Consider the following 25941-nt stretch of genomic DNA (forward strand, 5'->3'; position numbering starts at 1 on the left):
TGTTAAAGATAAAAAAATCCCGCAAAGCTGCGGGATTTTAATAATTAGTTATTTTTAAAAAACCGGGATTATGCTAACATAGTTACCGGGTTTTCCATATAAGTTTTAAGCGTTTTTAAGAAAGCAGCACCGGTTGCACCGTCTACTGTTCTATGATCGCAGGCAAGGGTTAATTTCATAGTATTTCCTACTACAATTTCACCATTTTTAACCACCGGTTTTTCAACAATAGTTCCTACAGAAAGGATTGCCGAGTTTGGTTGGTTAATAATACTGGTGAATTCAACTATCCCAAACATTCCCAGGTTAGACACGGTAAAGGTACTACCTTCCATATCTTTTGGTTGTAATTTCTTGTTTCTGGCTTTACCGGCAACGTCTTTTACATTATTCCCAATTTGGGTCATAGACATTTGATCGGCAAATTTTAAAACAGGAACCACAAGACCTTCTTCTACGGCCACTGCAACACCCATATGAATGTGCTTAGCAATTTTCATAGATTCTCCTGTCCATTGGCTATTTACCTGTGGGTGCTTACGAAGTGCCATCGCACTTGCCTTAATTACCATATCGTTAAAAGATACTTTAACATCTGGCATTTCATTAATTTGCTTACGTGAAGCCATTGCATTACTCATATCTACCTCTATAGTTAGATAGTAATGCGGTGCGTTAAACTTAGATTCCCCAAGTCGTTTGGCAATGGTTTTACGCATTTGAGAGTTTTTAATCTCTTCAAAGCTTTCTTCTCCTGCAGGCACATAAGGTTGTGGTGCAGCAGCTGCGTCTCCTTTACTTTTTTCTTTTGCAGCAGCAGGTTTGTCTGAAGGTTTGTAATCCTCAATGTCTTTTTTCACGATACGACCATTGCCGCCGCTACCTTTGACATCTGAAAGATCTATACCTTTATCTTCTGCCATTTTTTTGGCCAATGGAGAAGCAAAAATTCTTCCACCGTCTTTTGTAGAATCTGAAGATTTCTTTTCAGAAGATTTGCTTTCTTCTTTTTCTTCAGATTTATCTTCTTTCTTCTCTGATTTTCCTGAAGATTTCTTTTTAGACTTCCCGTCTACTGAAACATTAGAAACATCTGTTCCTTCTGGTCCTATAATAGCAAGAAGACTATCTACTTTTGCTGTTTCGCCTTCTTCAAGACCTATTTTAAGCAAAGTTCCTTCGTAAAAAGATTCGAATTCCATGGTAGCCTTATCGGTTTCGATTTCGGCAAGAATATCTCCTTCTTCTACTTTATCGCCTTCCTTTTTCAACCAGGAAGCAACAGTACCTTCTTCCATGGTATCGCTTAAACGAGGCATAGTAATAATTTCTACACCTTCAGGAATCCCCCCGTCATCGCTATCGCCATCACTTTCAGCTTCGTCTTCGCCCTCGTCTTCATCTTCATCAGAATCTGACTTATCTTCTTCTTTATCTTTTTTCTCGTCCTTTTTAGAATCTCCGTCACCTTTTAGTAAATCAGAAATATCTTCACCTTCCTCACCAATAATAGCAAGCAAAGTATCTACAGGTGCAGTTTCGCCCTCTTCGATACCAATATGAAGCAGGGTCCCTTCGTAAAAAGATTCAAACTCCATGGTAGCTTTATCGGTTTCTATCTCTGCAAGGATATCTCCTTCTTCAACTTTATCACCTTTTTGTTTTAGCCACTTCGCAACAACACCTTCTTCCATGGTATCGCTCAAACGCGGCATATTAATTACTTCTGCCATAATTTACTGAGGTTTATGTGCTAAAAACGGATAATCTTTCTGTTCGTAAACAACATCATACATCACGTTCTTTTCTGGGAAATCTGACTCTTCAGCAAATTTCTCACATTCAGACACTTTATCTTTAACGCGTTTGTTGATCTTTTTTATTTCATCTTCAGAAGCATACTTTTTATCTTTAATTATATTCAACACCGTAGTGATTGGATCTAATTCCTGATATTCTGCAACTTCTTCTTTTGTTCTATATTTTTGAGCATCACTCATAGAGTGACCACGGTAACGGTAAGTTTTCATTTCTAAAAATGTTGGTCCGTCACCTTTTCTAGCTCTTTTTATTGCTTCGTCTAAAGCTTCTGCAACCTTAACAGGATCCATAGCATCTACAGGTCCACAAGGCATTTCGTAACCATTACCAAGCTTCCAGATATCTGTTCCCTTAGAAGTTCTGGCTACAGAAGTCCCCATTGCATACCCGTTATTCTCTACACAAAATACAACCGGTAAATTCCATTTTACGGCCATATTTAAAGTTTCATGAAGAGACCCCTGTCTTGCAGCACCATCTCCTAAAAAGGTAAGAGTTACTGCATCACGCTTAAAGTATTTATCTGCAAATGCAAGACCGGCACCAAGTGGAATTTGACCTCCAACAATACCGTGACCTCCATAAAAGTTATGTTCTTTAGAGAAAATATGCATAGAACCACCAAGACCTTGAGAAGTTCCTGTAGCTTTTCCGTAAAGTTCCGCCATTACTCGTTTAGGATCTACTCCCAAACCAATTGGCTGCACGTGGTTACGATAAGCGGTAATCATTTTATCCTTTTCCAGGTCCATTACATGAAGGGCACCAGCCAGGATAGCTTCCTGCCCATTATACAAATGCAAAAAACCTCTTACTTTCTGCTGAATGTAAACCTGCGCAAGTTTATCTTCAAATTTACGCCAAAACAGCATATCCTCGTACCACTTTAAATACGTGGCTTTTGTTACTTTCTTCATTTAACTTATTAATTTTAGGCCAGACAGATGGGTTTGCCAAGCGGATAACAAAAATACTATTTTCAATAAGAATGGAAAACAGTTTTTAAGCAAAAATAACGAAAACGTTATAAGACCGAATTCTCAAAGATTAAAGGTAGTAAATCTTTTATAGAATTTGCTTTCATCACCTTACCGGTCTCACCCATAAAATAGACCGCAATATCGGTTTCCTGTTTAACTTCATATTCTACCAGCGCCTGCCTGCAAGCCCCGCAAGGTGGCACAGGAGCTTCTACCAAGTGCTTCATAGATTTAGCTGAAATGGCAATGTTTTGAATTTGAGCTTTGGGAAAAGCGGCACCTGAGTAGTAAATTGCGGTACGTTCGGCACATAAACCTGAAGGATACGAAGCATTTTCCTGGTTGCTTCCGGTAACAACTTCATTATTATTTAATGCTATAGCAGCGCCTACCTTAAATTGTGAATAAGGCGCATAGGCTTTATCCCGGGCTTCTACGGCGGTTTTCATCAAACTCTGAATGGCCTGCGGAAGTTCTTCAACAGAATCATAGACCTCAAAGTTTGAGGTAACTTTTAATGGCTTCATATAAAAATTATTGGAAGGGAAAGATAATAGAAACCTGCTAAGCTGCAAATATTAAATTAACTGAAATATAATTTAATAAACAGGGAATTGGCCTCCAAAATTAAAAGTTAAACCAAAACGAAGGGTTCCCTCCAACGGACTTGGTACCGGCGAGGTAGAGAATAAATAAGAAATATCTATGTTTACCTGCTCATATTTAAAACCTGCGCCAAAAGAAGCAAATCTCCTGGAACCTTTGGTAAGACTTTCACTAAAATACCCGGCTCTAAATGCAAAAGTCTCGCGATACATATATTCGGCGCCAAGCGCCCAGGTTACTTCACGAAGTTCCTCTCCAAAACCACCCGGCGCATCTCCCCAGGAAGTGAAAATTCCTTCTATAGCACCAATATCATTATATTCGGCATCATCTTCAGCATCAATTTCTCCATCATCATTAAAATCTCTTGGCGTTGGTACTAAAAGTTTATTGAATTCAACATAAGCACCTAAACGATTTTCTATATCAAAAATAAAGTCGAAACCAGTTCCTACTTTAAAATTTGTTGGGATAAAATTTTCCTGCCCTGCATCTTCATATTTCATCTTAGGGCCAATATTAGAAATATTTGCGCCAGCTTTCCAAACTCCGTTAAAATTTGAAAAAACCATTTGATTACTCTGGTAGTATGCTGCCACATCTACCCCAAAGCTATTGGCCGCACCTAAATCTTCTTCGTCCTGCAAGCCAAGATCTGAATGCAAGTAACGCCCGGCTACTGCCATAGAAATATTATCACTTAGGCGCAAAGAATAAGAAACATCAAAGGTAAGTTCATTTGGATTAACCACTAAAGGAGCCTGTTCAAAACTTGCCCTACGTTCTATACTACCCAGGCTAAAATATCTTAAGCTTGAAGCAACGGCACTCCTTTCATTAATTCTATGGTAATAACTAATATTCCCAAGAAAGATATCACTAACAATATCACTTAAGTATGGTGTATAAGAAACCCCTATCCCGTGTTCACTGGTAGCGAAAGCATATTTCGCTGGGTTCCATTGCTGGGAAAAAACATCAGCCGATGTTGCTACTCCCTGGTCTCCCATTCCAGCTGCCCGTGCATCAGCAGCTACTAGTAAAAAAGGGACTGCGGTTGTTATAACTCTATCCCTTTCTTCTTGGGCTGTCATTTTAAATTGAGAGCTTAATATTAACCCGAGCAATAAGATTGTAATTTTTTTCATCATATTAATTAATGATTAACAAATATATACTAATAATCTTGTTAAGAAAAGACCTTAAGTTTAAATAATTCTAAAGGCAGATTAAAACAAGGCCAGAAGTTTATCTGGAATAATAAAACTTATAAAAGTAAATAGAGTAGGTCTATCACAACTTTAAAATAGGTGTAATATTGTACGTTTTGAATTTTAGCTACTTTTTTAAGTACAGTAACCTTCAGTTAAATAAAAAACAATTAATTTTGCTGCTTCCTGCTTTACCGGGAGCAAAAATTAACGGTACACAGGAAATCAAAAAGAGCTTTGTCTAGCCTAAGTGCTAAGGACATCAGGGTTTTAAAGAAAACCAAAGCCTTTGAGAGAACATAAAATAAACTTGTACTTTTAGCGTTAATTACTATATTGCAAAGCCTAATATTTCTACCAAAAGAGATGATGAATATGAGAATCAATATTGCTTTTAGAGCCTTTTTAACCCTCGTTCTTGGCGTTGGTTTACTAAGCTGTAATAATTCCCGGGACTATGAAGACAACTCCAGAGCTACTGGATGGGACATTAATTCAGATGAAGGCGGATTTCAATATAACACAGATTATAAGGAACAGGAAGCCGGCCCGGGGCTGGTTTTTGTTGAAGGAGGAACCTTTACTATGGGGCAGGTGCAGGACGATGTTATGCACGATTGGAACAATACTCCTACCCAGCAACATGTACAGTCCTTCTATATGGATGAGACAGAGGTTACCAATATGATGTATATGGAATACCTGGACTGGTTGAAAAAAGTTTTCCCTCCTACCCAGGAAAATTTCAGAAATATTTATAATGGTGCAGTACCAGATACCCTTGTTTGGAGAAATAGATTAGGATTCAACGAAACAATGGTAAACAACTATTTACGTCATCCTGCTTATGGAAATTATCCTGTAGTTGGAGTAAGTTGGGTACAAGCTGTTGAATTTAGTAAATGGAGAACCGATAGGGTAAACGAATTATTACTGGAGGAAGCCGGCTACACTAAAGAAGGAGCCCGTTATACCGATGTTCAAGCCGGTACTACATTTAATACCGAAACCTACTTAAACGCACCAAGCCAGGCATACGGTGGAAATACCGAAATAAGCCAGGGAGGAGACGCATCTCAGGACATGATAGATAATCAAAATACTGATGCAGAAGGAAATGCTCTTGGTGGGCAAACTTATGTACAACGTAAAGACGGAATTCTACTTCCCGAGTATCGATTACCAACTGAAGTTGAGTGGGAATATGCCGCCTCTGCTTTAGTAGGAATTAGAGATTATAATGTTTACAGAGGAAGAAAAAAATATCCGTGGGATGGTCAATATACTCGTTCTGGTGATGTAAAAAGACAGGGAGACCAATTAGCTAACTTTAAGCAAGGTGCCGGAGATTACGGAGGAATTGCAGGTTGGAGTGATGATGGCGCCGATATTACCGCTGAAGTAAAATCTTACGAGCCTAACGATTTTGGTCTTTATGATATGGCCGGTAACGTAGCCGAATGGGTTGCCGATGTATACCGACCAATAGTTGATGATGAATTTAACGATTTCAACTACTATAGAGGGAATGTTTATACAAAACACGCTATTAACGAAGACGGTTCTGTAAAAGTAGTTGGTGTAGATGAAATTGAATTTGATACTCTCGCCACCGGTAGACTGGTTGCCAGATCTTACCCGGGAGACATTGCTCAAATACCAGTTACCGAAGAAGATACTTATATGCGTACCAACTACACCGATAGTGATCAACGCAACTTTAGAGATGGTGATAAGAGCTCTAGCCGTTATTATCAATCATTTCAGCAAGCAGACGAAGAATCGGAACGTATGTATAACTCCCCAACTTATAATGTAGCAAATACTACAGATACTACGGGAACAAGACGTGGATATGACACTGCAGACAGAACTACCCTTATTAGTGACGAAGTTAGAGTTTACAAAGGTGGTTCATGGAGAGATCGTGCTTACTGGCTAGACCCGGCACAACGTAGATATTTCCCACAAGATATGGCAACCGACTATATTGGATTTAGAAATGCAATGTCCAGAGTTGGTTCAAAATCTTTAGATGACAATAAAAAAGCAAGAAATTAGAAATTCTAATCTTCTAAAAATTATGATAAAAGCCCTATTTGTTTAGGGCTTTTTTTATAGCTTTAATTTTAAAGCCCTGGAATAACTTAATTTCAGAATTAGAAAACGCTAAATATGAAAACAGCATTAATTCATCAAAGATTCCTGATAAGTACAGGAATTTCTACCGATACCCGAAATATTGAACCAGGAAGCATTTTCTTCGCTTTAAAAGGAGCAAATTTTAACGGCAACGAATTTGCAGCACAGGCAATTGCTAAAGGAGCTATTTGCGCCATTGTAGATAATAAGGAAGCCGCGCTAAATGATAAAGAGTACATCGTTGTAAAAAATACTCTGGAAGCGCTCCAAAACCTCGCTAAATTTCACCGAAAATTTTTAAGTATTCCAATTATAGGTATTACGGGAAGTAACGGAAAAACTACCACCAAAGAACTTATATATAATGTGCTTTCAAAAAAATATGCTGTTACCGCAACCCAGGGGAATTTAAATAATCATATTGGAGTGCCACTTAGTCTACTGGCAATGGATGAAGAAACGGAGATTGGATTAATTGAAATGGGGGCTAACCATCCCGGCGAAATAGAATTTCTCTCAAATATTGCGATGCCAGATTATGGACTTATCACCAACTTCGGAAAAGCACATCTTGAAGGTTTTGGAAGCTTAGCTGGTGTGATACAGGCAAAAACCGAATTATACCGACACCTAAAAGATAACAAAAAACTGATATTTTTAAACCTTGACGATGAAGTGCAAAGGTTAGAAATAAATTATAAACATACTTTTAGCTTCGGAAATAATAGAAAAGCCCAGGTAAAAGTAGATTATCCCGACACCTCTGATTCTGCTGAGTTAATCTTTAACGATACTAAGTTTAAAAGTCAATTAAGCGGAAGTTACAACGCAAAGAATATGGCGGCTGCGCTCTGTGTTGGTCTATATTTTAAAGTTCCCTTTAACGAGATAAAAGAGGCAATAGAAAATTATGTTCCTTCCAACAACCGTTCGCAATTAATAGAACGAAATTCAAATAAGATCTATTTAGATGCTTACAATGCTAATCCTACCAGTATGATGGCAGCATTACAGCACTTTAATTATTCAAAAACCAATACTACTAAAATTGCTGTTTTGGGTGATATGGGAGAACTTGGTGCGGCTTCAGAAACCGAACACCAGGTTGTGGTAAATTACCTTGAAAATGCTGATATTTCTGAAATCTACCTTGTGGGTAAACAGTTCAAAAAAACGACTACCAATAGGCCAAACATTATAAAATTTGAGAATACCGAAAATATTAAAAAGCACCTACAACTGGCTGAATTAAAGAATTGCAGCATCTTAGTAAAAGGATCCAGATCTATGGCGCTAGAAGAAATTCTTGAAGTTTTTGAACCTAAAGCTTAATCTCTTTTACGTTCACAAAACCATAGGCACTAATTTCCAAAAGGATTAATAACAAACTATCTCCGGGGATTATTTCGGCAACTTTTAGCGTGTTTACATTTCCTGAGAGGAATACTCCCGGGGCAGCTTCCATTTCGTCTCCCAGCTTTCTATTTGCTTTTCCCAAATGTTCATTAATATGTGGCTTGAGATCCAGCTTCATTTTATTTTTAATCTTTTTATAAATTAAAGTATTGGCCAGGGTTTCAAGAGAATTATCCATAAACCAACTTTTACTTTGGCCTTCCAGTTCGTACTCTTCTACATCTACCACCTGCTCTACTTCATCAAATCCCAGTCTTAAATGGACTAACAAAGTAACCTCCTTATTTTTAAAAAGTGTGGTGAGTGTTTTCAGTCTTAAAGTGAGGGTAAGATCAAAATTGGGTTCCTGACTTTTACCTAGATTGGCGCCCAATACCTCGGCATAATTTTTTACCGTGCCTTTAGAATCTTCCATTCCTATTTGCTCTCCCACTAATTTTTCCTGAAGTACATCTTCTAAAACCCGGTAGCTAATTTTTACCGGCAAATTGAGTTTAATATTATCGTCATCAAAAAGCTTATTCATGAGTAAATTTTCAGTTTAGTTAGTATGGTCTTACCATAGATACAACTTAAGTTTTTTCTGCTGAAATATTCTGAAAACGCAGTTAAATTTAAATACAGGAAAGATCTTTCAATTAAAAATAGCGCACCGCGGAGTATTTAAAACTTGCTTAAGAAGTAAGAGAAACCGAAGAAATAAAAAACCATATTCCGTATAAAATTCCTTCAAATTTCATTTTAATTTTCATTCAGCTTAAGGGAATTAAATGAAATCGAAATATTTACTTCAGAAAAAATAAATTTTTATACTTCTCACTCTCAGAAGGTTAACTTGTAATTACGGAAATCCGTAAAATACTAAGTAACAAAAGCTCTAAATTCGGGACACATAAGTACAAATAGATCTGTATTTGAACTTATTTTAATTTGGCAATTAAAACATGTCGGCTGCAAAAGCATAAAACTGAGTAGGGTCTGTTTGAGCTTTATGTGGCCGGCATTTTTATTTAAATTTTCTCAATGTTCTCTTTTCCAAAGTAATGTTTAAGAATCCATCCTCCCAGGAAAGTTATAATTAGCGAAAAACTACCATATAAAATAGCCACCAGGCTAATATCCTGATCCTTTAATAACTGATTGGCTATAAATAGCGCCAACACACTATTTTGCAAGCCCATTTCTACCGCAATTGTGTAAGCAGCGCTATGTTTTAATTTCATACGCCTGGCTGCGAAATAACCGGCTATAATTGTTGCGAAATTCAAAATAATTAGGGGAATTAGAAGGTTTAAATGTTTTAGATATTCCACCCCTTTTTGATTTTCGTCAAAGAAAATAACTACAATAAAAGCGAGTAGCATTATCCCCGGTAAAATATAGCGTAAAGCCTTATGAAAACTTTCTCCGAACTTATGCCCGTATAATTCGTTTATTAGAATCCCGCTCATTACAGGTAAAACTACAGTTAAGAGAACGTCTCCCATGGTTTGCCCAAAACTCAGTTGGACTTTAGCTCCATTATTTCCAAACACCGCATAACTCAACTCAATTACCAGCGGAATACTAAACAATATAATCAAACTATTAAAAGCCGTAAGTGAAACCGAAAGTGCCACTCTTCCTTTCAGCATTTTTGTCACGAGATTTGAAGCGGTACCCCCGGGACAGCCGGCAAGCAACATAATTCCAATTTTATATATAGGATCTATGGGCCAGAAAAAAATTAATAGAAAAGCAATAAGCGGCAATAAAAATATTTGGGAAACAAGACCGGTAATAATAGCTCTGGGATGAGCAAAAACCCTTCTAAAATCTTTTAAACATAATTCCAGGCCTATCCCAAACATAATTAGAGCGATAGAGAGAGGCATAAAAATATCGGCAAATTGCTGCATATTCTTTTAAAAAGAAACTCAAGATAGTATTTTTTTTAAAAGGCAGGAACCGTTAAGAATTTCGAAATTAATTTTTGGCCATCTCTTTGATTAAAAATCAAATACGACTGTTTTTAAGGAAACATAAATTTTTTAATAATATCCCCGGAAATTTCGGGATTCGCACCTTCCTTCCCAGCTACCAGAGCACCTACTGCACAGGCAAAATCCAGGGTGTTTTGCGATTCTTCTTCTTTTAATAATCCGGCGATTAAACTGGCAAGAAATGAATCTCCCGCGCCTACCGTGTCTTTTACCTTAACCTTAAAACCACTATTATAATAGCGCACCCCATCCTTTAGCAAAACTGCACCGTGTCTACCTTTAGTTACACAAATAGTTTTGGTATTGGTTTTTTCAGAAATAAAATGCAGGTTTTGTTCTAACGAATTGTGCTTAGAACCCATCATTTCAGCAATTTCAAATAATTCGTCGTCATTGAATTTTATAAAATCTGCCTGCTCCATTAGTTTTTCCAAAACTTCCTTTTCATAATACGGCGGACGTAAATTAATATCAAATATTCTGTACTTTGCTTCCGGCAGAAGTTCAAAAAGTGTTTTACGACTAACCTCATCGCGGCAAATTAAACTTCCGAAGATAAAAGCATCAGCATTTTTCACCGAATTTTTTATCGCTTCTGAAATTTCAATTTTATCCCAGGCCACAGGATGTGCAATCTCGTAAGTAGCCGAACCGCTTTCTGAAAGTTTTACGTTTACAACACCGGTAGTGAAATTAGGATCTTTGGAGATATTTTCAGTTTTAATATTCTTTGATTCCAGATAAGAGATTAGCTTTTCGCCTTTTTCATCGTCTCCCACTTTACTAATCATTTCTGTTAAAATTCCTAATCCCGATAACCTTGAAGCCACATTAAGCGGTGCACCGCCAATTCTCTCCCGGTCTGGGAATACATCGTATAATATTTCGCCGAAGCAAACGGCTTTTCTATTTACCATCTTATTAAACTTATTTTTTTCTGAAAAGGACTATAAAGTCCAGACTTAATTCTTTGGCCCTGGTAGCCCATCAATATTATTGGTATACAAACTACGTAGAAAAGATTATCCCTACCAACCACTGCAGTATGCCCCACCAGTTTTACTCGCCGGTTTTCTACTGAATAAATTATGATGTAGCTTTTATTTTATTAAAGTGCATCATAATTATAATGTTTTAGTAGCCTGTGTTTTGTACATATACGTCCTGACTAAAGTTTATTTGGGCCTGTGGGATGGGTAAATATTCTTCCCGACCTTCATCAAAAGAGGCGCCTTCGTAGTACGTAGCCTCTTCTGCTTCTTCACTATAATATTTATTTAAAGTTTCTTCTGCAATACCCCATCTTACAAGGTCAAAGAAACGGTTTCCTTCCATGGCAAGTTCTAACCTGCGTTCCCAACGTAAGGCTTCACGGGCTACATCCTGAGTCCAGTTGATGTTTTCTCCGTCTAAATAAGGACTTATCCCAGTATTAGTAGCATATGAAGATATTAAAGTCGTACTTTGATTAGCTCTTTCCCGAACTTCATTAATCAGAGGAAGAGCTTCATTTTGTCTTCCAAGTTCAATTAAAGCTTCCGCCCTCATCAACAATACATCAGCATATCGAATCTCAATCCTGTTTTTAGAATTTCCATAAAAAGGATCAATATTCACAAGGTATTCCGAATCTTCAGTTACATTCTCTTTTAAGGAGGCTGTATAGCCATACGTACTAGGAGACCTAACCCAGTTTTCCTGGTAAATATTTTCCTGATCGTATTTCCAGGGTAGACCAGGTATTGCTACAGTGTGGTATAATCGAGGGTCAACCCTGTAATTCTCCAGACTGTTGAAGTCAAGGTTAGATTGGTTATAATTTGAAAAAAGAGGTAATCCCTGTTCATCAACCTTGTAGGCATTTACAAGGTTCTGGCTTGGTTTATGGAAATCGCAACATCCAATTCCCTGTGGAGTAGCAAGCACATCAGAATAATTTAGTCTTCCATGTAGGGTACCATCGTTATTGGAGAACTGAATGGAGAAAACTGCTTCCTGCCCATTTTCAAAACTACCGGGAAGAAAATTATAGGCAAAATCTTCTTCAAGTTGGTGCATTCCCATTACCTGCTCTGTTGCATCTAAAACCTGCTGCAATCTTTCCTGGTTAATATTTACTACATTATGGTTTTCATCCTGTTCATAAGCCTGATAAAGTCGTGTTTTTGCCAAATATGCATATGCTGCTGTTTTATCTGCACGCCCAACTTGAGGCTGAGAAGAAGGAAGAACCTGTGCTGCGGCCTCAAAATCACCTGCAATAGCACTCCATAAGTCGTCATTACTAAGAGCCCGGTTAGAGATTGTTCCATATTCTTCCACTGGGATATCTTCTGTCACATATGGAACATATTTGTACATTATTTTTAACATAAAATAGAAATGTCCTCTTAAAAACTTCATTTCTGCGATTCTTGTGGATTTCTCAGGAAATTCTACCTCGTCGATTTGATTTAATGCAGCCAAAGCTTTGTTTACCCTGGAAATAGCAATAAAACTGTTATACCAGAAAGCATCCAGTTCACCAAAATCTGTTCTTATGTTCTCTGATACTTCAAAAAAATGAAAAACCTGTATATCATTTGTACCACTTCCCCCCTTGTAAGCATCATCAGAGCGGACATTTCCATAAGGCCAAAGACTAAAGGGTATGTCATAATGATCATTACCCAATGCAGCATAAGCTGAGGTCACAAAACCATCTACATTTTCTGGAGTTGTTAATTGTTCTTCAGATAATACTCCATAAGGTTCTTCCTCTAGAAAATCTGAACAGGCAGTAGAAATAGTTAGAAGAACTATGCCTAGTAAATATTTTATTTTCTTCATAATAAAGAGTTTGATGTTATTAAAGTGATAGGTTTAAGCCAAGAGTTAGTGTAAGTGGTTGAGGATAACCCCATCCTGCGTTTTCAGGATCAACTCCGGTAAAATCTGAAGAAGTTATCATTAGTAAATTCTGGCCACTCACGTATAATCTTGCATTGGTGAAATTCATTCTTTCCAGAAGTTCTTCTGATAGACTATATCCAACTTGTAAGTTTCTCAATTTCAGATATCTTCCATTCTCAACATAATAAGTTGAAAATCTCGATTCGGCGTTATCATCAATAGTTGTTAGAGCCGGAACAGAAGAGTTCACGTTTTCTGGAGACCATGCGTTAAGAAGCCGGGTTCCTTTATTCGATCCTACGTCATCCACACTCCAAAAATCTGTTTGAAATTTTCGGTTATTGATCACATCTACATTTCCAACCCCTTGCCAGAAAGATGTAAAATCGAAATTTTTGTATCCAAGTGTAATATTAAATCCATAACTAAAGTCTGGATGTGGTATTCCTATCCAGGTACGGTCATCATCGGTAATCACACCATCGCCATCCAAATCTCTGTAACGGATACGGCCAAGACCTTTCCCTGCCTGTTCCGCAGAGTTCATTACTTCTTCCTCAGAAGTGAACAAACCATCAGTAACATAACCATACATTGAGTTAATAGGTCTCCCGAGAATATTATCTTCACCACCATCTCCGCCATAATTGTTCTGTACTTCCTCTGGCAGATAAGTTATTTCATTTCTATTAGTAGCAATGTTAGCAGAAATCTCATAGCTGAAATCTCCCTCGGTTTTATCACGATAAGTTAGTGCAAATTCCCAGCCTTCATTCTCCATAGAAGCTCCGTTCACCCATCTATTTCCACCTTCACCTATTGTCCCAAGATATGGAGGTAATACCAGGATATCTTCAGTTTCTTTGAAGTAGTAATCAATGTTTCCAAATAATTTATACCCGAAGAAGCCGAAATCAAGCCCAACATTGGTTTGGGTAGTAGTTTCCCATTTCAAATTGTCATTTCCTAACTGAATTCCTCTGAAACCTGAACGCAATAAACCAGAACCGGCTCCAGAGAGATCGTAAGCAGTTCCATAAGAAGTTCCCCAGGTGGGATCACCTCCGGCATAATCTGAAACATATAATGAGTAAATAGCGTTGTTATCTATTTCCTGATTCCCTGTTTGTCCCCATCCAAGACGAAGTTTTAAATCTGATAGGAATGAATAGTTATCCGGAATGAAATCTTCCTCACTAATACGCCAACCGGCAGAAAAAGCGGGAAAAGTTCCAAAACGATTGTTTTCCCCAAATCTTGAAGAGCCATCTCGACGTATGGTACCCGAAAGCAGATATTTTCTATCAAAAGTGTAATCTATTTTCCCGAAGAAAGAAAGTAAACTGTATGAAGTGGCAGAACCACCATTATAGGCTTCTCCACTTCCCGCATCTGGATACATATATTCTGGAGTTTCAAGAATAAAACCTTCTCTTCTTAAATTTATATTTTTATAGTCGTCTCTAAACATCTCTGTTCCGGCGAGCAAATTCAAGTTATGCTTCTCCATATCTAACTCGTAAGTAGCCGTGTTAGTCCAGGTCCATTTTAAGCTTTTCCAATCTTCGATATTCACTGCAGTTTCATCGTTTTGCAAATAACCCGATTTATAACTTCTCTGAAGTGAACGACGATAAAAGTTGCTGTAATCAATTCCCAGGTTTGTTCTTACATGCAAATTTTCAATAATTTCAAGATCGGCGTAGGCATTCCCGAATATTCGGTGATATTCATAACCGTTATCCTTATTGTATTCCAACAAACGTACAGGATTCTGCCTATCGTTCATCCCGCCAACTGGTCCTCCCCATCCTTTTCCATCTGCGGTTCGAACAGGAATAATAGGAGATGCTTTCAATGCCAGGTCCAAAACTCCTGGATTTTCGATCTCATTAGTTTTATTAAAGGTGAAGTTTTCCCCTATTTCCAGTCGGTCATTAAATAATTTATAGCTACTATTCATTCTCGCGGAAATCCTGTTAAATTCAGTAGTTTTTACAATTCCCTGGTTATCATAATATCCAAGGGAAAAAAGATAGTTCCCTTTTTCTGTTCCATTCGAGACAGATAAATCATAAGATTGTGCGAAGCCTGTTTGAGAAATTTCGTCAAACCAATCCGTATCCGCTGATAGTAAAGTTTGTTCCTCATCTAGATATTCAGGTACAATAATATTGTTTAGAACCGCCCCACCATTTTCATTATTATTCCAATCAAATTGGTATCTCAGGTTATTAGAATTAGGATCAATACCGTCATTAACCTGTGCCTGCCATAGAACACGACCATATTGCTCTGCATTAAGTACATCCTGTCTGTTAGCATAATTCGAGGCTGAAACATAAGTATTAAGGTTAACCTGCATTCTACCTTCTTTACCTTTTTTGGTAGTCACAATAATTACCCCGTTGGAAGCCCTGGAACCGTAAATACTTGCAGAAGAAGCATCTTTTAATACTTGTATAGATTCAATGTCGTTCGGATTCAATTCATGCATGCCGGCCTTTGTAGGAACTCCATCAATCACATATAAAGGGTCTGTATTGTTAAGAGTACCAACTCCACGTATTACTACCTGAGTATTTGCACCACTGGGAGAACCATCTGAAGTTATTTGAACTCCAGGAAGCCTCCCCTGTAATCCTCTAATAGGATTTGGTTCGGGCTGTTTATTTAATTCATCCATGTCTACTACAGATACTGCTCCTGTAATGTCTGTTCTCCTTTGAGAGGTGTATCCCGTTACCACCACATCATCTAGTTGCTGATCATCCACAATTAGCGAAACATCAATATTTGTTTGATTATTTACAGCTACTCTTTTAGTTTGAAAACCTAAATAATTATAGACTAAAGTAGCCTGGGGATCAATGTTTTCAATTATATAGTTTCCATCAAAATCTGTAATCACACCTTCATTTGTTCCTTCCACTTGAATAGAAACTCCGGGTAATGGCATTTGATCATCATCAGAAATCACATTTCCTGATACGTCTATTCCCTGTGCCCACATAGAAAGGGGTAAAAGAAATAGTATTAATAATTTGGAATTCATAGGTTATGGGTTAGTTGAGGTTTACTTGATTAATTTTTAGATTCTTTAAATTGAATTCATTTCCTTCAGCACTAAAGTTTCTAATAGGCTGCTCCGGAAAGAAAATTTCAGTCATCACGGTTTCACCATCGTCGAAAAAGAGTTCTATAGACATATTATCTACTATCGCTTTTACTTTTAAATTTGAATCTTTTGAAAGTCGTGGTGCTGTTGAAACTTTATCACCAAAATTCTCATTGAAATCGGTCAGACCAGAATTGCTTCGATCTAAATAAAATTCTTTTGTACTATGATCGTAGCCAAATTTCAAAACATCATCTCCCTCACTGGAAAGGCTAAAATGATATTCCTGATCTTTTAAATCCTGTATTTCAAAGGAGATCACTGAATTTGAAATATCTATTTCTTCTGAAGTTGCTATTTGCGTTTTCCCTTCAACTGAAACAGTACTTTTAGTGAATTTTTCACCCTTATAATTTTGAAGTTCCGCTGCAGGAGTGGAAACTATACGGTAAGTATCTCCTGTTTTGTTAAGTTTAATTTCCCTGGCAATAGTCATGGCGCTTCTCCAGGTTTCGGTGGGAACTTCGTTTGCATATTGCCAGTTAGACATCCAGCCAATAAACAAATGCCGGCCATCTTCTTCTGGAATATTGGCCCAGGTTACCCCGGCATAATTATCTTTTCCAAAATCCAACCAGTAATGATGATCTTCACCCAAATCCTGCATAGAATCATCTAAAGTGAAGGTCTTTCCATCAAAGTCACCCACAAAATATTGAGTCCCGGAGCCTCCATTGAAACCACCCGGATTTAAGCTTTGGATCAAAACCCACTTTTTCTCTTCAGATCCTTCCACTTTCATCTGTATAAAATCGGGGCATTCCCAAACTCCTCCATGGGCACCTATCCCCTTGCCGAATTCAGAAGCTAATTCCCAATCCTTCAAATTTTGAGAAGTATAAAACATCGTTATATCATCCGCAGAAAGTACCATAACCCATTGATCGTGTACTTCATCGCGGGTTATTTTTGGATCGCGAAAATCACGAATCCCGGGATTTTCAATTACTGGATTTCCTTCATATTTAGTAAAAGTTTTTCCTTCATCCAGGCTATAAGCAATGGCCTGGGTTTGGTAGTCTTCCCGGCCTTCTTCTTCTCCTTTAGGATCGTGATAGGTAAACATCGCAATTACCGGCGCGGTTTCTCCATCCCCAAAGCCAGATGTGTTTTCAGTATCTACTACCGCGCTTCCTGAGAAAATATAGCCTTGTTCATCGGGCTTCAGTGCTATGGGCTGTTCTTCCCACTTAATCATATCTTTACTGGTAGCGTGACCCCAATGCATAGGGCCCCAGGTATTTCCTTCAGGATAATATTGAAAGAATAAATGGTAAGTTCCGTTAAGGAAAAACATCCCGTTAGGATCGTTCATCCAGTTTTCATTGGGAGTAAAATGAAAAGCCGGTCTAAAGTCGGTATCGTTTTGAGCGGTAACTTCCGGCGTTTCCTCATTAGTCTCTTTAATGTTATCCTTACACGAAAACATCAGCATCGCGCTTAACAGACAGGAAGAAAGAAATATAAATTTATTTTTCATAATAGATTATTTTATTGTTGAAAAGCTTGATTGTTAGTACTCGGGGGATAATTCTTCACCTAATTCCTCGAGAGTTTTTCCTTTGGTTTCGGGCATCATAAAAATCACAAAGATTAGCTGTAGCACCATCATAAAGGCAAAAAATGCAAATACGTAACCGGGACCTATCGTAGCAAAAAGCACAGGTACTAAAGAAGGTACGATTGCCGCCAGGACCCAATGTGTAGAAGAACCAAATGCCTGGCCCGAGGCTCTTAAGTGGTTCGGGAATATTTCAGAAATAAATACCCAAATTACCGCTCCCTGTCCTATGGCGTGCGCCGCGATAAACAGGAATAGAAAAATAGGCACCCAAAGTCCGCCCCAATTTAGAAAGAATGCTGCAGCTACCAGGGATAAGGAGATGATATAGCCTATAGAGCCCGCAAACATAAGTTTTTTCCTCCCTACTTTATCGATTAGAAAAACTCCAAGAAGGGTGAAAAGTAGATTTACCACGCCTATTCCAATACTACTTAATAAGGCTGTGTTGGCTTCTAAGCCGGCCGATTCAAAAATCCGCGGAGCGTAATAGAGAAAAGCATTTATACCGGAAAGCTGATTAAAAAACGCAACCAGGAACGCCAGGATTAATGGAAAGCGATACTTTTTCATAAAAATATTCTCGCCGGTAATCTGACTTTCAGATTGCTTTTTAATTTCTATCATTCTTTTTTCCAGATCGGCCTCTGGATTAATATCCTGAAGTATTTTAGCTGCCTCTTCGTTTCTGGATTTAGAGATAAGCCAACGCGGACTTCTGGGAATAAATACCACAAAAAGGATATAAATAAATGCAGGAATCGCTTCTACACCTACCATCCATCGCCAGGGTTGAGCTCCGGTGTCACGAAGTAAATAATTAGAAAGGTAAGCGATTAAAATCCCTAAAACGATATTGAATTGATAAAGGGATACTAGCCTACCTCTATCTTTAGGCGGTGCGATCTCGGAAACATAAGTAGGTGCGGCAATTGTTGAAGCACCAACGCCTAATCCTCCCAGAAACCGGAAAATAGCAAAGGTAATAGGATCATTAGCGAAGGCTGAACCCAGGGCCGAAAGGAGATATAGTACTCCTATTATTATAAGGGTATTTTTTCTTCCGAACTTATTTGTGGGGATTCCTCCAAAAATAGCACCCACTACAGTTCCCCAAAGCGCCATCGCCATAACGATAGAGCCGTGAAAAGCATCTGAGGTTCCCCATAATTCCTGTAGCTGTTTATCGGCTCCGGAAATAACTACGGTGTCAAATCCGAAAAGAAAACCTGCTAATGCAGCACTAATTGACCAGGCAAAAATTTTACTCATATCGTAATTTCTAAGTGAGAAACTAAGCTATGTTTAAAACTCCTGCCTGTATTTTAGGAATCCTTAAAATGATTACAAAAATGTTAATTAAATCGAAATAAATTGTAAAGTACTTTATATACAGGGCCTTACAGGAATTCATAAAAATTTACGAAACCGTTATAGTTTAAAATATGATACAAAAAGTTTAATTTTGATACCTAAATAAAAATACTATTCGAAATCGATATAGTTTATTCAAGCTAGTTTCTGAACTTTTTTGGAGTAGTTCCATATTTATTCTTAAAGGAGGTGGAAAAATAGCCCGGAGAAGCATAACCTACTTCATAGGCAATTTCAGAGATATTTAAATTAGTTTCCTGTAGAAGACTCTTAGCTTTACTCAATCTTTGTGAATTTATATAATCGCTTATGCTAATTCCCATTATCGCTTTTACCTTTCGATAAAGTTGCACCCGCGAGATTCCCATTTGTTGCGCTAAATCTTCTACATTAAAATTAGCGTGCTTTAAATTCTTTTCAATAATTTGATTCAGATCTTTAAGAAAGTTCTGTTCAGAATCTTCAAATTTATTGTCTTTTACCTGATCTATCTTGTTGGTATAATAATACCGCAATTTTTCCCTGTTAAACAACGCTGAACGTAATGATTCCTTTAAAATTTCAAAATTAAAGGGTTTGGTGATATAAGAGTCGGCTCCCGCTTTCAAGGCCTTTATGCGAGATTCTTCATCGCCTAATGCTGTAAGAATCAAAGTTGGAATGTGGGAAGTTCGCAAATCCCTCTTAAGTTCCTGGCAGATCTCAAAACCGCTTTTTTCTGGAAGGTTGATATCACAAATAATTACATCCGGAATAATTTCCAATGCTTTTTCAATAGCGTCTGTTCCATCAGAAAGTTCTACCCGGTAATCTCCCAGCAATCTTTTCTTCAAGAGATAAGATAGATCTTCATTATCTTCAATAATTAAAATAGTTTCAGCATTTCCATTTAAGGACTGCGAAAGCTCTTCCGGAATAAAAGTACTTTTTAATGCCTTTTCTGACTCTTCTTTCTTAATTTCTGAAGTATCTTCTGAAAATTCATATTCAGAAAGATGATTTTTACCCTTTAATAATTCAATTTTAAATTCCGCACCCTGATGCGATGAAACCGAAATATTACCTTTATGTAGTTCAACAAATTGTCGGGTAATATAAAGTCCGAGACCGGAACTGGGTTTGGTATTATTACCGGCCTGTCTAAATGGATCAAATATTTTTTGAAAATCTTCTTTTGGAATTCCTATCCCAGAATCTTTAAAACGCACTTCAACTTTATCTTCGCCTCTCTCTTCTACCTTAATACTAATCTGTCCATTTTTAGGAGTGAATTTAAAAGCGTTGGAAAGCATATTAAAAAACACCTTGTCCATCATATCTCTATCCATATAAATCATAATCTCCTTATTGTTGGTCTCCAGACGAAGATCAATAGACTTTCTTAGCGCTTCGGTTTCAAAATCTTCATATATATTACTTATAAATTCGTATAAATTAGTTTTTAATGGCTTAAGCCTAAAGCTCCCGCTTTCCAGTTTTCTAAAATCTAGAAGTTCATTGATAAGCCTAAGCAACCTACCCGAATTTTTGCTTATAAGGTTAGTTTCATAAGCAAAATCTTTAAGCTGTTTATAAGGATTTTGTGATATACTTTCTATCGCGCTGGTAATTAATGTTAGCGGAGTTTTAAATTCGTGAGAAAGAGCTGTAAAGAAATTGATCTTTACTTCATTTGAGACCTTTAATTGTTCTGCAAATTTTTCTATTTGATTGCGTTGGGTAATTATTTTCTCATTGTTTAGTTCCAGTCTGCGTTTTCGCTTCCTTAATTTAAATACCAAATAAACTGCCCAAAATCCAAGCAATAAGAGTAAAACAATTAGGCCAACCATAATTTTTAAAAGGTTGGACTGTGAGTTATAAGTAGCTACCTGTTCTGTGATTATTTTTTGTTGCTGTTCGATATCATTTTGCTGCTGGTTCATTTTATTGAACTGATTCTGCATGATTTCCACATTCACCTTATCTATAACTACAGTACTCAGAATATTATTTTTGTCAATCTGGTCTCCCTCAAGTAGTTTAACAGCAAGCTTAATGGCTTCAGCACCACCAGTGGGGTAAAGCACGGTAGCTGCGAGAACATCTTCTTTTACAAGTTGTATTCCTCCGCTAGGGCCAAAAAGCCCGTCTACTCCAATTATTTGGATGCTATCTTCAAGATTTTTGCTACGTGCCACTTCCCAGGCACCCATTGCCATACGGTCGTTATGCGCAAAAATATAATCTATACTTCCCACTGAATCTAAAATAGATTTCAAATTATCACCTACTGAAGTTTTTTCCCAATCCCCTGCAATGGACGCCACAATATCCACGTTCTCCTGATTGGTCACGACTTCATTAAATCCCTGGCTACGTTCAAAAGCCGGGGAAGAAGTTTGAAGTCCGGTTATTTCAATCAGCTCTAAGTTTTGATTAGGCTTTGAATTGGAAACAATATAATTTGCTGCATTTTTACCTATTTCAACATTATTTGCTCCCACATATGCGGTATAGTTGCTTCCTTCAATTTTACGGTCTATCACTATGGTTGGAATCCCGGCATTCATGGCTTTTTCTATTACCGGGGTGATAGGAACCGATTGAATGGGAGAGACGATTAAAACATCTACTTCAGTAGAAATAAACTCTTCTATTTGCTTAATTTGTCTTGAGACATCATTTTGAGCATCTTTAATGTGAAGTTTATAACCGGGGTGCATAGAAGCTTCTACCTCCATCGCTCTGTTCATTTCTTTCCGCCAATTATCGGTAGTCATTGCCTGTACAAAACCAATCTGGAATTCATCCTGCTCTGGTTCGTCAGTACAGGAACCAAAAAACAAGAATCCGGCAATAACCAACACCAAACCTAAAAACCTCATAAACAAAATATTGAATGGAAAAATTCCTCTAAAAAACCCGGGAAATTAATTAATGAAAGATAGAAAATGAATTTGGATAAATAAAAACCGCTTTTAAGACTTGTAAATTTCATTCAATTTTAAATGAACGTAAAATTTACATTTATTATCTTTGAATTCTAAAAAGCAATTGCAATTGAAACCAGTAGAGAATAATCATACTATTCCAGAAGATTTTAGGAATTTTAAAACCGAAGTAAAAGTCGCCTCCCCTGGGAGAATTAATTTAATTGGCGAACATACCGATTATAACCAGGGCTTTGTTATGCCCTCGGCCATAGACAAGAAAATCTATTTTAAATTCAGGAAAAATAATAATGATAATCTATGCCGAATTTATAGTGAAACCTTTGAAACCTATGTAGAATTTAACCTGGATAAAATTTTAAAAAGTAAAAATTCCTGGGAGAATTATTTGCTTGGTGTAATTGATGAAATTCAGAAACTGGGGAAAACTCTTAAAGGTTTTGACTGTATTTTAAAGAGCGAATTACCCATTGGTGCAGGGATTAGCTCTTCAGCAGCGTTAGAATGTGGTTTTGCAGGCGGTTTAAATTCATTATTCAGTTTAAACCTGCCGCAAATGGAAATTGTAAAACTTTCCCAACGGGCAGAAAATAATTTTGTGGGCAGTAACTGCGGAATTATGGACCAATTTGCTTCAGTAATGAGCAAAAAGAATCATTTTATCAAACTGGATTGCGAATCTTTGGAAGCAGAATTTATTCCGGCAGAAATCAAGAATTGTAAATTGCTACTTTTAAATACCAATGTGTCCCATAACCTGGCCGATAGCGAATACAATTCCCGCCGGCAGCAATGTGAAAATGCAGTGCAGATTATTCAGCAAAAATATCCGAAAGTAAAAGCTTTAAGGCACGTAAGTTTTGAAATGCTAGAAGAATTTAAAGAAAAAATTGGTCCTGTAAGTTTAAAATGCTGCCGCTACGTACTGAAAGAAAATGCACGTGTTATGAAAACCGAGAAAGCGTTAAGTAGCGGAAACTTAAAAGAGTTGGGGAAATTAATGTATGCTTCCCACCGCGGTTTGCAACATCAATATGAAGTAAGCTGCCCCGAGCTGGATTTTCTGGTTGATTTTTCTGAAGATAAAAGTTTTATTTACGGCTCCCGAATGATGGGCGGTGGTTTTGGCGGGTGTACCATAAATTTAATTGAAAGTGATAAAATTGATGAATATATCACCGAAGTAACAAAAGCTTACCAGGAGAAATTTAATATTACTCCAACGCCAATAACGGTGGTACCTGATGAAGGGACCCAAATTACTAAAGTTTAAATAGCGAAAAATGAACACAGAACTAAACAAGCACCCGCATAGAAGATATAATATTTTAACCGGGGAATGGATTTTGGTATCACCCCACCGAACCAAGCGCCCCTGGCAGGGAAAAACCGAAAAAAATAACCAGGAAAAAAGGGAAAGTTACGATGCATCCTGCTATTTATGTCCTGGAAATTCAAGAATGGGTGGAGAAACCAATCCCGATTATAAAGGTGTTCATTCTTTTGAAAATGATTTTCCCGCACTTCTCCCCAGCGGCCCCACTGATGATTTTGAAAACGGACTTTTAAAAGCAGAAAGTGAAACCGGAATTTGCAAAGTGGTATGTTTTTCTCCAGATCACTCCCTCACTCTCCCTTTAATGGAGGTGGAAGATATCGCAAAAGTGGTAGGCCTATGGAAAAAGGAATTTGAAGAACTGGGCAGCAAAGAGAATATAAATTATGTTCAAATCTTTGAAAATAAAGGCGCCATGATGGGTTGCAGCAATCCGCATCCTCACGGCCAAATTTGGTCTCAAAGATCTATTCCTACAGAAATTTTAAAGAAATCGAAACATTTTAAAGATTACTGGAATAAAAATAAGAGCAGTTTATTGGGCGATTATTTAAAGCAAGAACTGGAATTAAATGAGCGTATTTTAGCCAAAAACGAACATTTTGTAGCGCTTATTCCATACTGGGCAGTTTGGCCGTACGAAGCGATGATTATTCCCAAAAAACAACATCAACATATTGGGCAATTAAATGCTGAAGAGGAAAAGGCTTTTGCTGAAATTATTAAAAAGCTCACTCTAAAATACGATAACCTTTTTGAAACTTCTTTCCCCTATTCTTCAGGAATTCATCAGGCTCCAACTGATGGTAAAGAGTATCCGGAATGGCATTTTCATATGAGTTTTTATCCTCCACTATTAAGATCGGCTACGGTTAAGAAATTTATGGTAGGTTACGAAATGTTTGCCGGCCCCCAAAGAGATATTACCGCAGAACAGGCAGCTCATAATCTACAGGAACTCCCTGATGTTCATTATTTAGAGCGGTAGACGATTAAGTTTAATTTCTATTTACTGAGAAGCAATTTATTCCTGTTTTTCTGAATTACCGGTGAATTTAAGCAATCAAGAAGCTCCTCAATTGAGGAGCTTCTTGACGTTGTGTTTCACTATTTTCGAAAACTCTTAGCATTTTATAAGACTTTCCAGAAGGCCGATTTTCGTTTTTTCTGAAATCGGCAGCTTAATAAAAGTTTAATTATTCATTATAACTGCTCTCCTTTTGTTAGTCCAGGCATAATAAAATATATAAGCATAACAGATCATCACTAAAATTAAGGCAATTTTAAAGCTATAGGAGTCGGTTAAAAATCCATACGCCGGTGGTATAATTGCCCCCCCAACTATCATTGTACACAGTACTCCAGATCCCTGGGCTTTATCATCTCCCAGGCCGTCTAGAGCAAGACTAAAAATTGTTGGGAACATAATAGAATTAAATAAGCCCACGGCTATAATTGTCCACATAGCTACAAGACCTACCGAAAAGGTAGATATAAGTATCATACTTATTGCTCCTACTGCAAATACACTTAAAACCCGAGCCGGGTTAAAAATAGTGGTTAAATAAGAACCAATAAACCTTCCTATCATAGCTCCTGTCCAGTAGAAGGTCACAAAAACACCTACTACCGCCATATCACTTGACGCTGAAATGCCAGTGCTTAAAATCCAGCTTGCTATGGTGCGCATAAAAGATGTTTCTCTTACAGTTTCAGCCAAATCAAGACTTAAAAAATAATTTACCATATAACTTCCTAATGCAACTTCTGCCCCTACATAACAGAAAAGGCCAATAGCTCCCAGGATTAAGTTTCGATTCTTTAAAACTCCCCGGTAATCATTAGAAGCTTCTTTATCTCCAACTTTGGGGAGATTTACGAAAAAGAAAACAATTGCAATTATTATTATAAAAGCGGCAATACCAAGGAAAGGTGTTTGCACAGCAGAGGCTTCAGAAATATAATAGCTTGTTTGCGCAGTAGGATCCAGGGCTTCAATCTCGGCAGTAGTTTTCACTTTATCCTGAAGAATGAATAAAGCTCCTAAAGCTGGTGCAATTGCCGTACCCAGGGAATTAAAAGCCTGTGATAGATTAAGTCGGCTCGAAGCTGTTTTTTCAGGACCTAAAATAGTAACATAAGGATTTGCTGCTACCTGCAATATGGTAATCCCGGCTGCGAGGGTAAAATACCCAAACATAAAAATTCCGAAGATACGATAGGAAGCTGCAGGGTAAAAAAGTAAGCAGCCAACAGCCATAGTAACCAAACCTAAAATAATTCCTTTTTTATATCCAATTTTTGATAAAATATATCCTGCAGGTATAGAAAGTAAAAAATATGCACCAAAGAATGCAAATTGTACCATCCCTGCCTGGAAATAAGAAAGGGTAAAAACTTCTCTTAATCTTGGTATAAGTGAATCTACCAGCACGGTAATAAAACCCCATAGAAAAAAGAGGATAGTAACAAATATAAAAGCTGTACGATAAGATTTCTTTTGATTCAT

General features: G+C 37.4%; 17 protein-coding genes. 4 read left to right on the top strand and 13 right to left on the bottom strand.

The features are described 5' to 3' along the window. Positions 1-68: 68 nt before the first annotated feature. The 4 genes from AO058_RS02005 to porV form a co-directional block, all read right to left on the bottom strand. Complete coding sequence (locus tag AO058_RS02005; RefSeq protein WP_075324992.1) at positions 69-1733, bottom strand: pyruvate dehydrogenase complex dihydrolipoamide acetyltransferase; 1665 nt, start codon at positions 1731-1733, stop codon at positions 69-71. Between the two features lie 3 nt (positions 1734-1736). Beyond that, complete coding sequence (gene pdhA / locus AO058_RS02010) at positions 1737-2738, bottom strand: pyruvate dehydrogenase (acetyl-transferring) E1 component subunit alpha (protein WP_075324993.1); 1002 nt, start codon at positions 2736-2738, stop codon at positions 1737-1739. Positions 2739-2845: 107 nt separating this feature from the next. Next, positions 2846-3328, bottom strand: a complete 483-nt coding sequence (gene cdd, locus AO058_RS02015) for a cytidine deaminase (protein ID WP_075324994.1) — start codon at positions 3326-3328, stop codon at positions 2846-2848. Between the two features lie 72 nt (positions 3329-3400). Continuing rightward, a complete protein-coding gene (gene porV / locus AO058_RS02020; RefSeq protein ID WP_075324995.1) occupies positions 3401-4555 on the bottom strand; it encodes a type IX secretion system outer membrane channel protein PorV in 1155 nt (384 codons plus the stop codon). A 438-nt stretch (positions 4556-4993) separates the two neighbouring features. Here porV and gldJ point away from each other — a divergent pair, with 438 nt between their 5' ends. After that, positions 4994-6679, top strand: coding sequence for a gliding motility lipoprotein GldJ (gldJ, locus tag AO058_RS02025; protein ID WP_075327856.1), 1686 nt, complete (start codon positions 4994-4996; stop codon positions 6677-6679). A gap of 114 nt (positions 6680-6793) precedes the next feature. Next, positions 6794-8092, top strand: a complete 1299-nt coding sequence (locus AO058_RS02030) for a UDP-N-acetylmuramoyl-tripeptide--D-alanyl-D-alanine ligase (protein WP_075324996.1) — start codon at positions 6794-6796, stop codon at positions 8090-8092. On the opposite strand, the gene AO058_RS02035 is transcribed toward AO058_RS02030, so the two are convergent. From AO058_RS02035 to AO058_RS02070, 8 genes are all read right to left on the bottom strand, one after another. After that, a complete protein-coding gene (locus AO058_RS02035; protein WP_075324997.1) occupies positions 8082-8702 on the bottom strand; it encodes a DUF4403 family protein in 621 nt (206 codons plus the stop codon). The two genes, AO058_RS02030 and AO058_RS02035, sit on opposite strands and share 11 nt — an antisense overlap. A gap of 484 nt (positions 8703-9186) precedes the next feature. Next, positions 9187-10074, bottom strand: a complete 888-nt coding sequence (locus AO058_RS02040) for a bile acid:sodium symporter family protein (RefSeq protein WP_075324998.1) — start codon at positions 10072-10074, stop codon at positions 9187-9189. 113 nt (positions 10075-10187) lie between these two features. Continuing rightward, positions 10188-11075, bottom strand: a complete 888-nt coding sequence (locus AO058_RS02045) for a carbohydrate kinase family protein (RefSeq protein WP_075324999.1) — start codon at positions 11073-11075, stop codon at positions 10188-10190. A 217-nt stretch (positions 11076-11292) separates the two neighbouring features. After that, positions 11293-12987 (bottom strand): RagB/SusD family nutrient uptake outer membrane protein, encoded by a 1695-nt coding sequence (locus tag AO058_RS02050; protein WP_075325000.1) that lies wholly within the window; start codon positions 12985-12987, stop codon positions 11293-11295. 19 nt (positions 12988-13006) lie between these two features. Then, a complete protein-coding gene (locus AO058_RS02055; protein ID WP_075325001.1) occupies positions 13007-16105 on the bottom strand; it encodes a SusC/RagA family TonB-linked outer membrane protein in 3099 nt (1032 codons plus the stop codon). A 10-nt stretch (positions 16106-16115) separates the two neighbouring features. Next, positions 16116-17708: a glycoside hydrolase family 32 protein gene (locus AO058_RS02060; RefSeq protein ID WP_075325002.1), complete on the bottom strand. Its 1593-nt coding sequence runs from the start codon at positions 17706-17708 to the stop codon at positions 16116-16118. Positions 17709-17741: 33 nt separating this feature from the next. Further along, a complete protein-coding gene (locus AO058_RS02065; protein WP_075325003.1) occupies positions 17742-19061 on the bottom strand; it encodes a sugar porter family MFS transporter in 1320 nt (439 codons plus the stop codon). 242 nt (positions 19062-19303) lie between these two features. Then, positions 19304-22030: a substrate-binding domain-containing protein gene (locus tag AO058_RS02070; protein WP_075325004.1), complete on the bottom strand. Its 2727-nt coding sequence runs from the start codon at positions 22028-22030 to the stop codon at positions 19304-19306. Positions 22031-22205: 175 nt separating this feature from the next. On the opposite strand from AO058_RS02070, the gene galK reads away from it, so the two are divergent. After that, positions 22206-23369 (top strand): galactokinase, encoded by a 1164-nt coding sequence (gene galK / locus AO058_RS02075; protein ID WP_075327857.1) that lies wholly within the window; start codon positions 22206-22208, stop codon positions 23367-23369. Positions 23370-23379: 10 nt separating this feature from the next. Then, positions 23380-24420, top strand: a complete 1041-nt coding sequence (locus AO058_RS02080; protein ID WP_075325005.1) for a UDP-glucose--hexose-1-phosphate uridylyltransferase — start codon at positions 23380-23382, stop codon at positions 24418-24420. Between the two features lie 204 nt (positions 24421-24624). Here AO058_RS02080 and AO058_RS02085 read toward each other — a convergent pair whose 3' ends face one another. After that, complete coding sequence (locus tag AO058_RS02085) at positions 24625-25941, bottom strand: sugar MFS transporter (protein ID WP_075325006.1); 1317 nt, start codon at positions 25939-25941, stop codon at positions 24625-24627.

The sequence above is a fragment of the Salegentibacter sp. T436 genome (assembly GCF_001932675.1).
GTDB lineage: Bacteria > Bacteroidota > Bacteroidia > Flavobacteriales > Flavobacteriaceae > Salegentibacter > Salegentibacter agarivorans.

Coding starts and splice junctions, on each gene's coding strand:
- AO058_RS02005 (WP_075324992.1), bottom strand. CDS start 1,733: ATGGCAGAAGTAATTAATATGCCGCGTTTGAGCGATACCATGGAAGAA.
- pdhA (WP_075324993.1), bottom strand. CDS start 2,738: ATGAAGAAAGTAACAAAAGCCACGTATTTAAAGTGGTACGAGGATATG.
- cdd (WP_075324994.1), bottom strand. CDS start 3,328: ATGAAGCCATTAAAAGTTACCTCAAACTTTGAGGTCTATGATTCTGTT.
- porV (WP_075324995.1), bottom strand. CDS start 4,555: ATGAAAAAAATTACAATCTTATTGCTCGGGTTAATATTAAGCTCTCAA.
- gldJ (WP_075327856.1), top strand. CDS start 4,994: ATGAGAATCAATATTGCTTTTAGAGCCTTTTTAACCCTCGTTCTTGGC.
- AO058_RS02030 (WP_075324996.1), top strand. CDS start 6,794: ATGAAAACAGCATTAATTCATCAAAGATTCCTGATAAGTACAGGAATT.
- AO058_RS02035 (WP_075324997.1), bottom strand. CDS start 8,702: ATGAATAAGCTTTTTGATGACGATAATATTAAACTCAATTTGCCGGTA.
- AO058_RS02040 (WP_075324998.1), bottom strand. CDS start 10,074: ATGCAGCAATTTGCCGATATTTTTATGCCTCTCTCTATCGCTCTAATT.
- AO058_RS02045 (WP_075324999.1), bottom strand. CDS start 11,075: ATGGTAAATAGAAAAGCCGTTTGCTTCGGCGAAATATTATACGATGTA.
- AO058_RS02050 (WP_075325000.1), bottom strand. CDS start 12,987: ATGAAGAAAATAAAATATTTACTAGGCATAGTTCTTCTAACTATTTCT.
- AO058_RS02055 (WP_075325001.1), bottom strand. CDS start 16,105: ATGAATTCCAAATTATTAATACTATTTCTTTTACCCCTTTCTATGTGG.
- AO058_RS02060 (WP_075325002.1), bottom strand. CDS start 17,708: ATGAAAAATAAATTTATATTTCTTTCTTCCTGTCTGTTAAGCGCGATG.
- AO058_RS02065 (WP_075325003.1), bottom strand. CDS start 19,061: ATGAGTAAAATTTTTGCCTGGTCAATTAGTGCTGCATTAGCAGGTTTT.
- AO058_RS02070 (WP_075325004.1), bottom strand. CDS start 22,030: ATGAGGTTTTTAGGTTTGGTGTTGGTTATTGCCGGATTCTTGTTTTTT.
- AO058_RS02080 (WP_075325005.1), top strand. CDS start 23,380: ATGAACACAGAACTAAACAAGCACCCGCATAGAAGATATAATATTTTA.
- AO058_RS02085 (WP_075325006.1), bottom strand. CDS start 25,941: ATGAATCAAAAGAAATCTTATCGTACAGCTTTTATATTTGTTACTATC.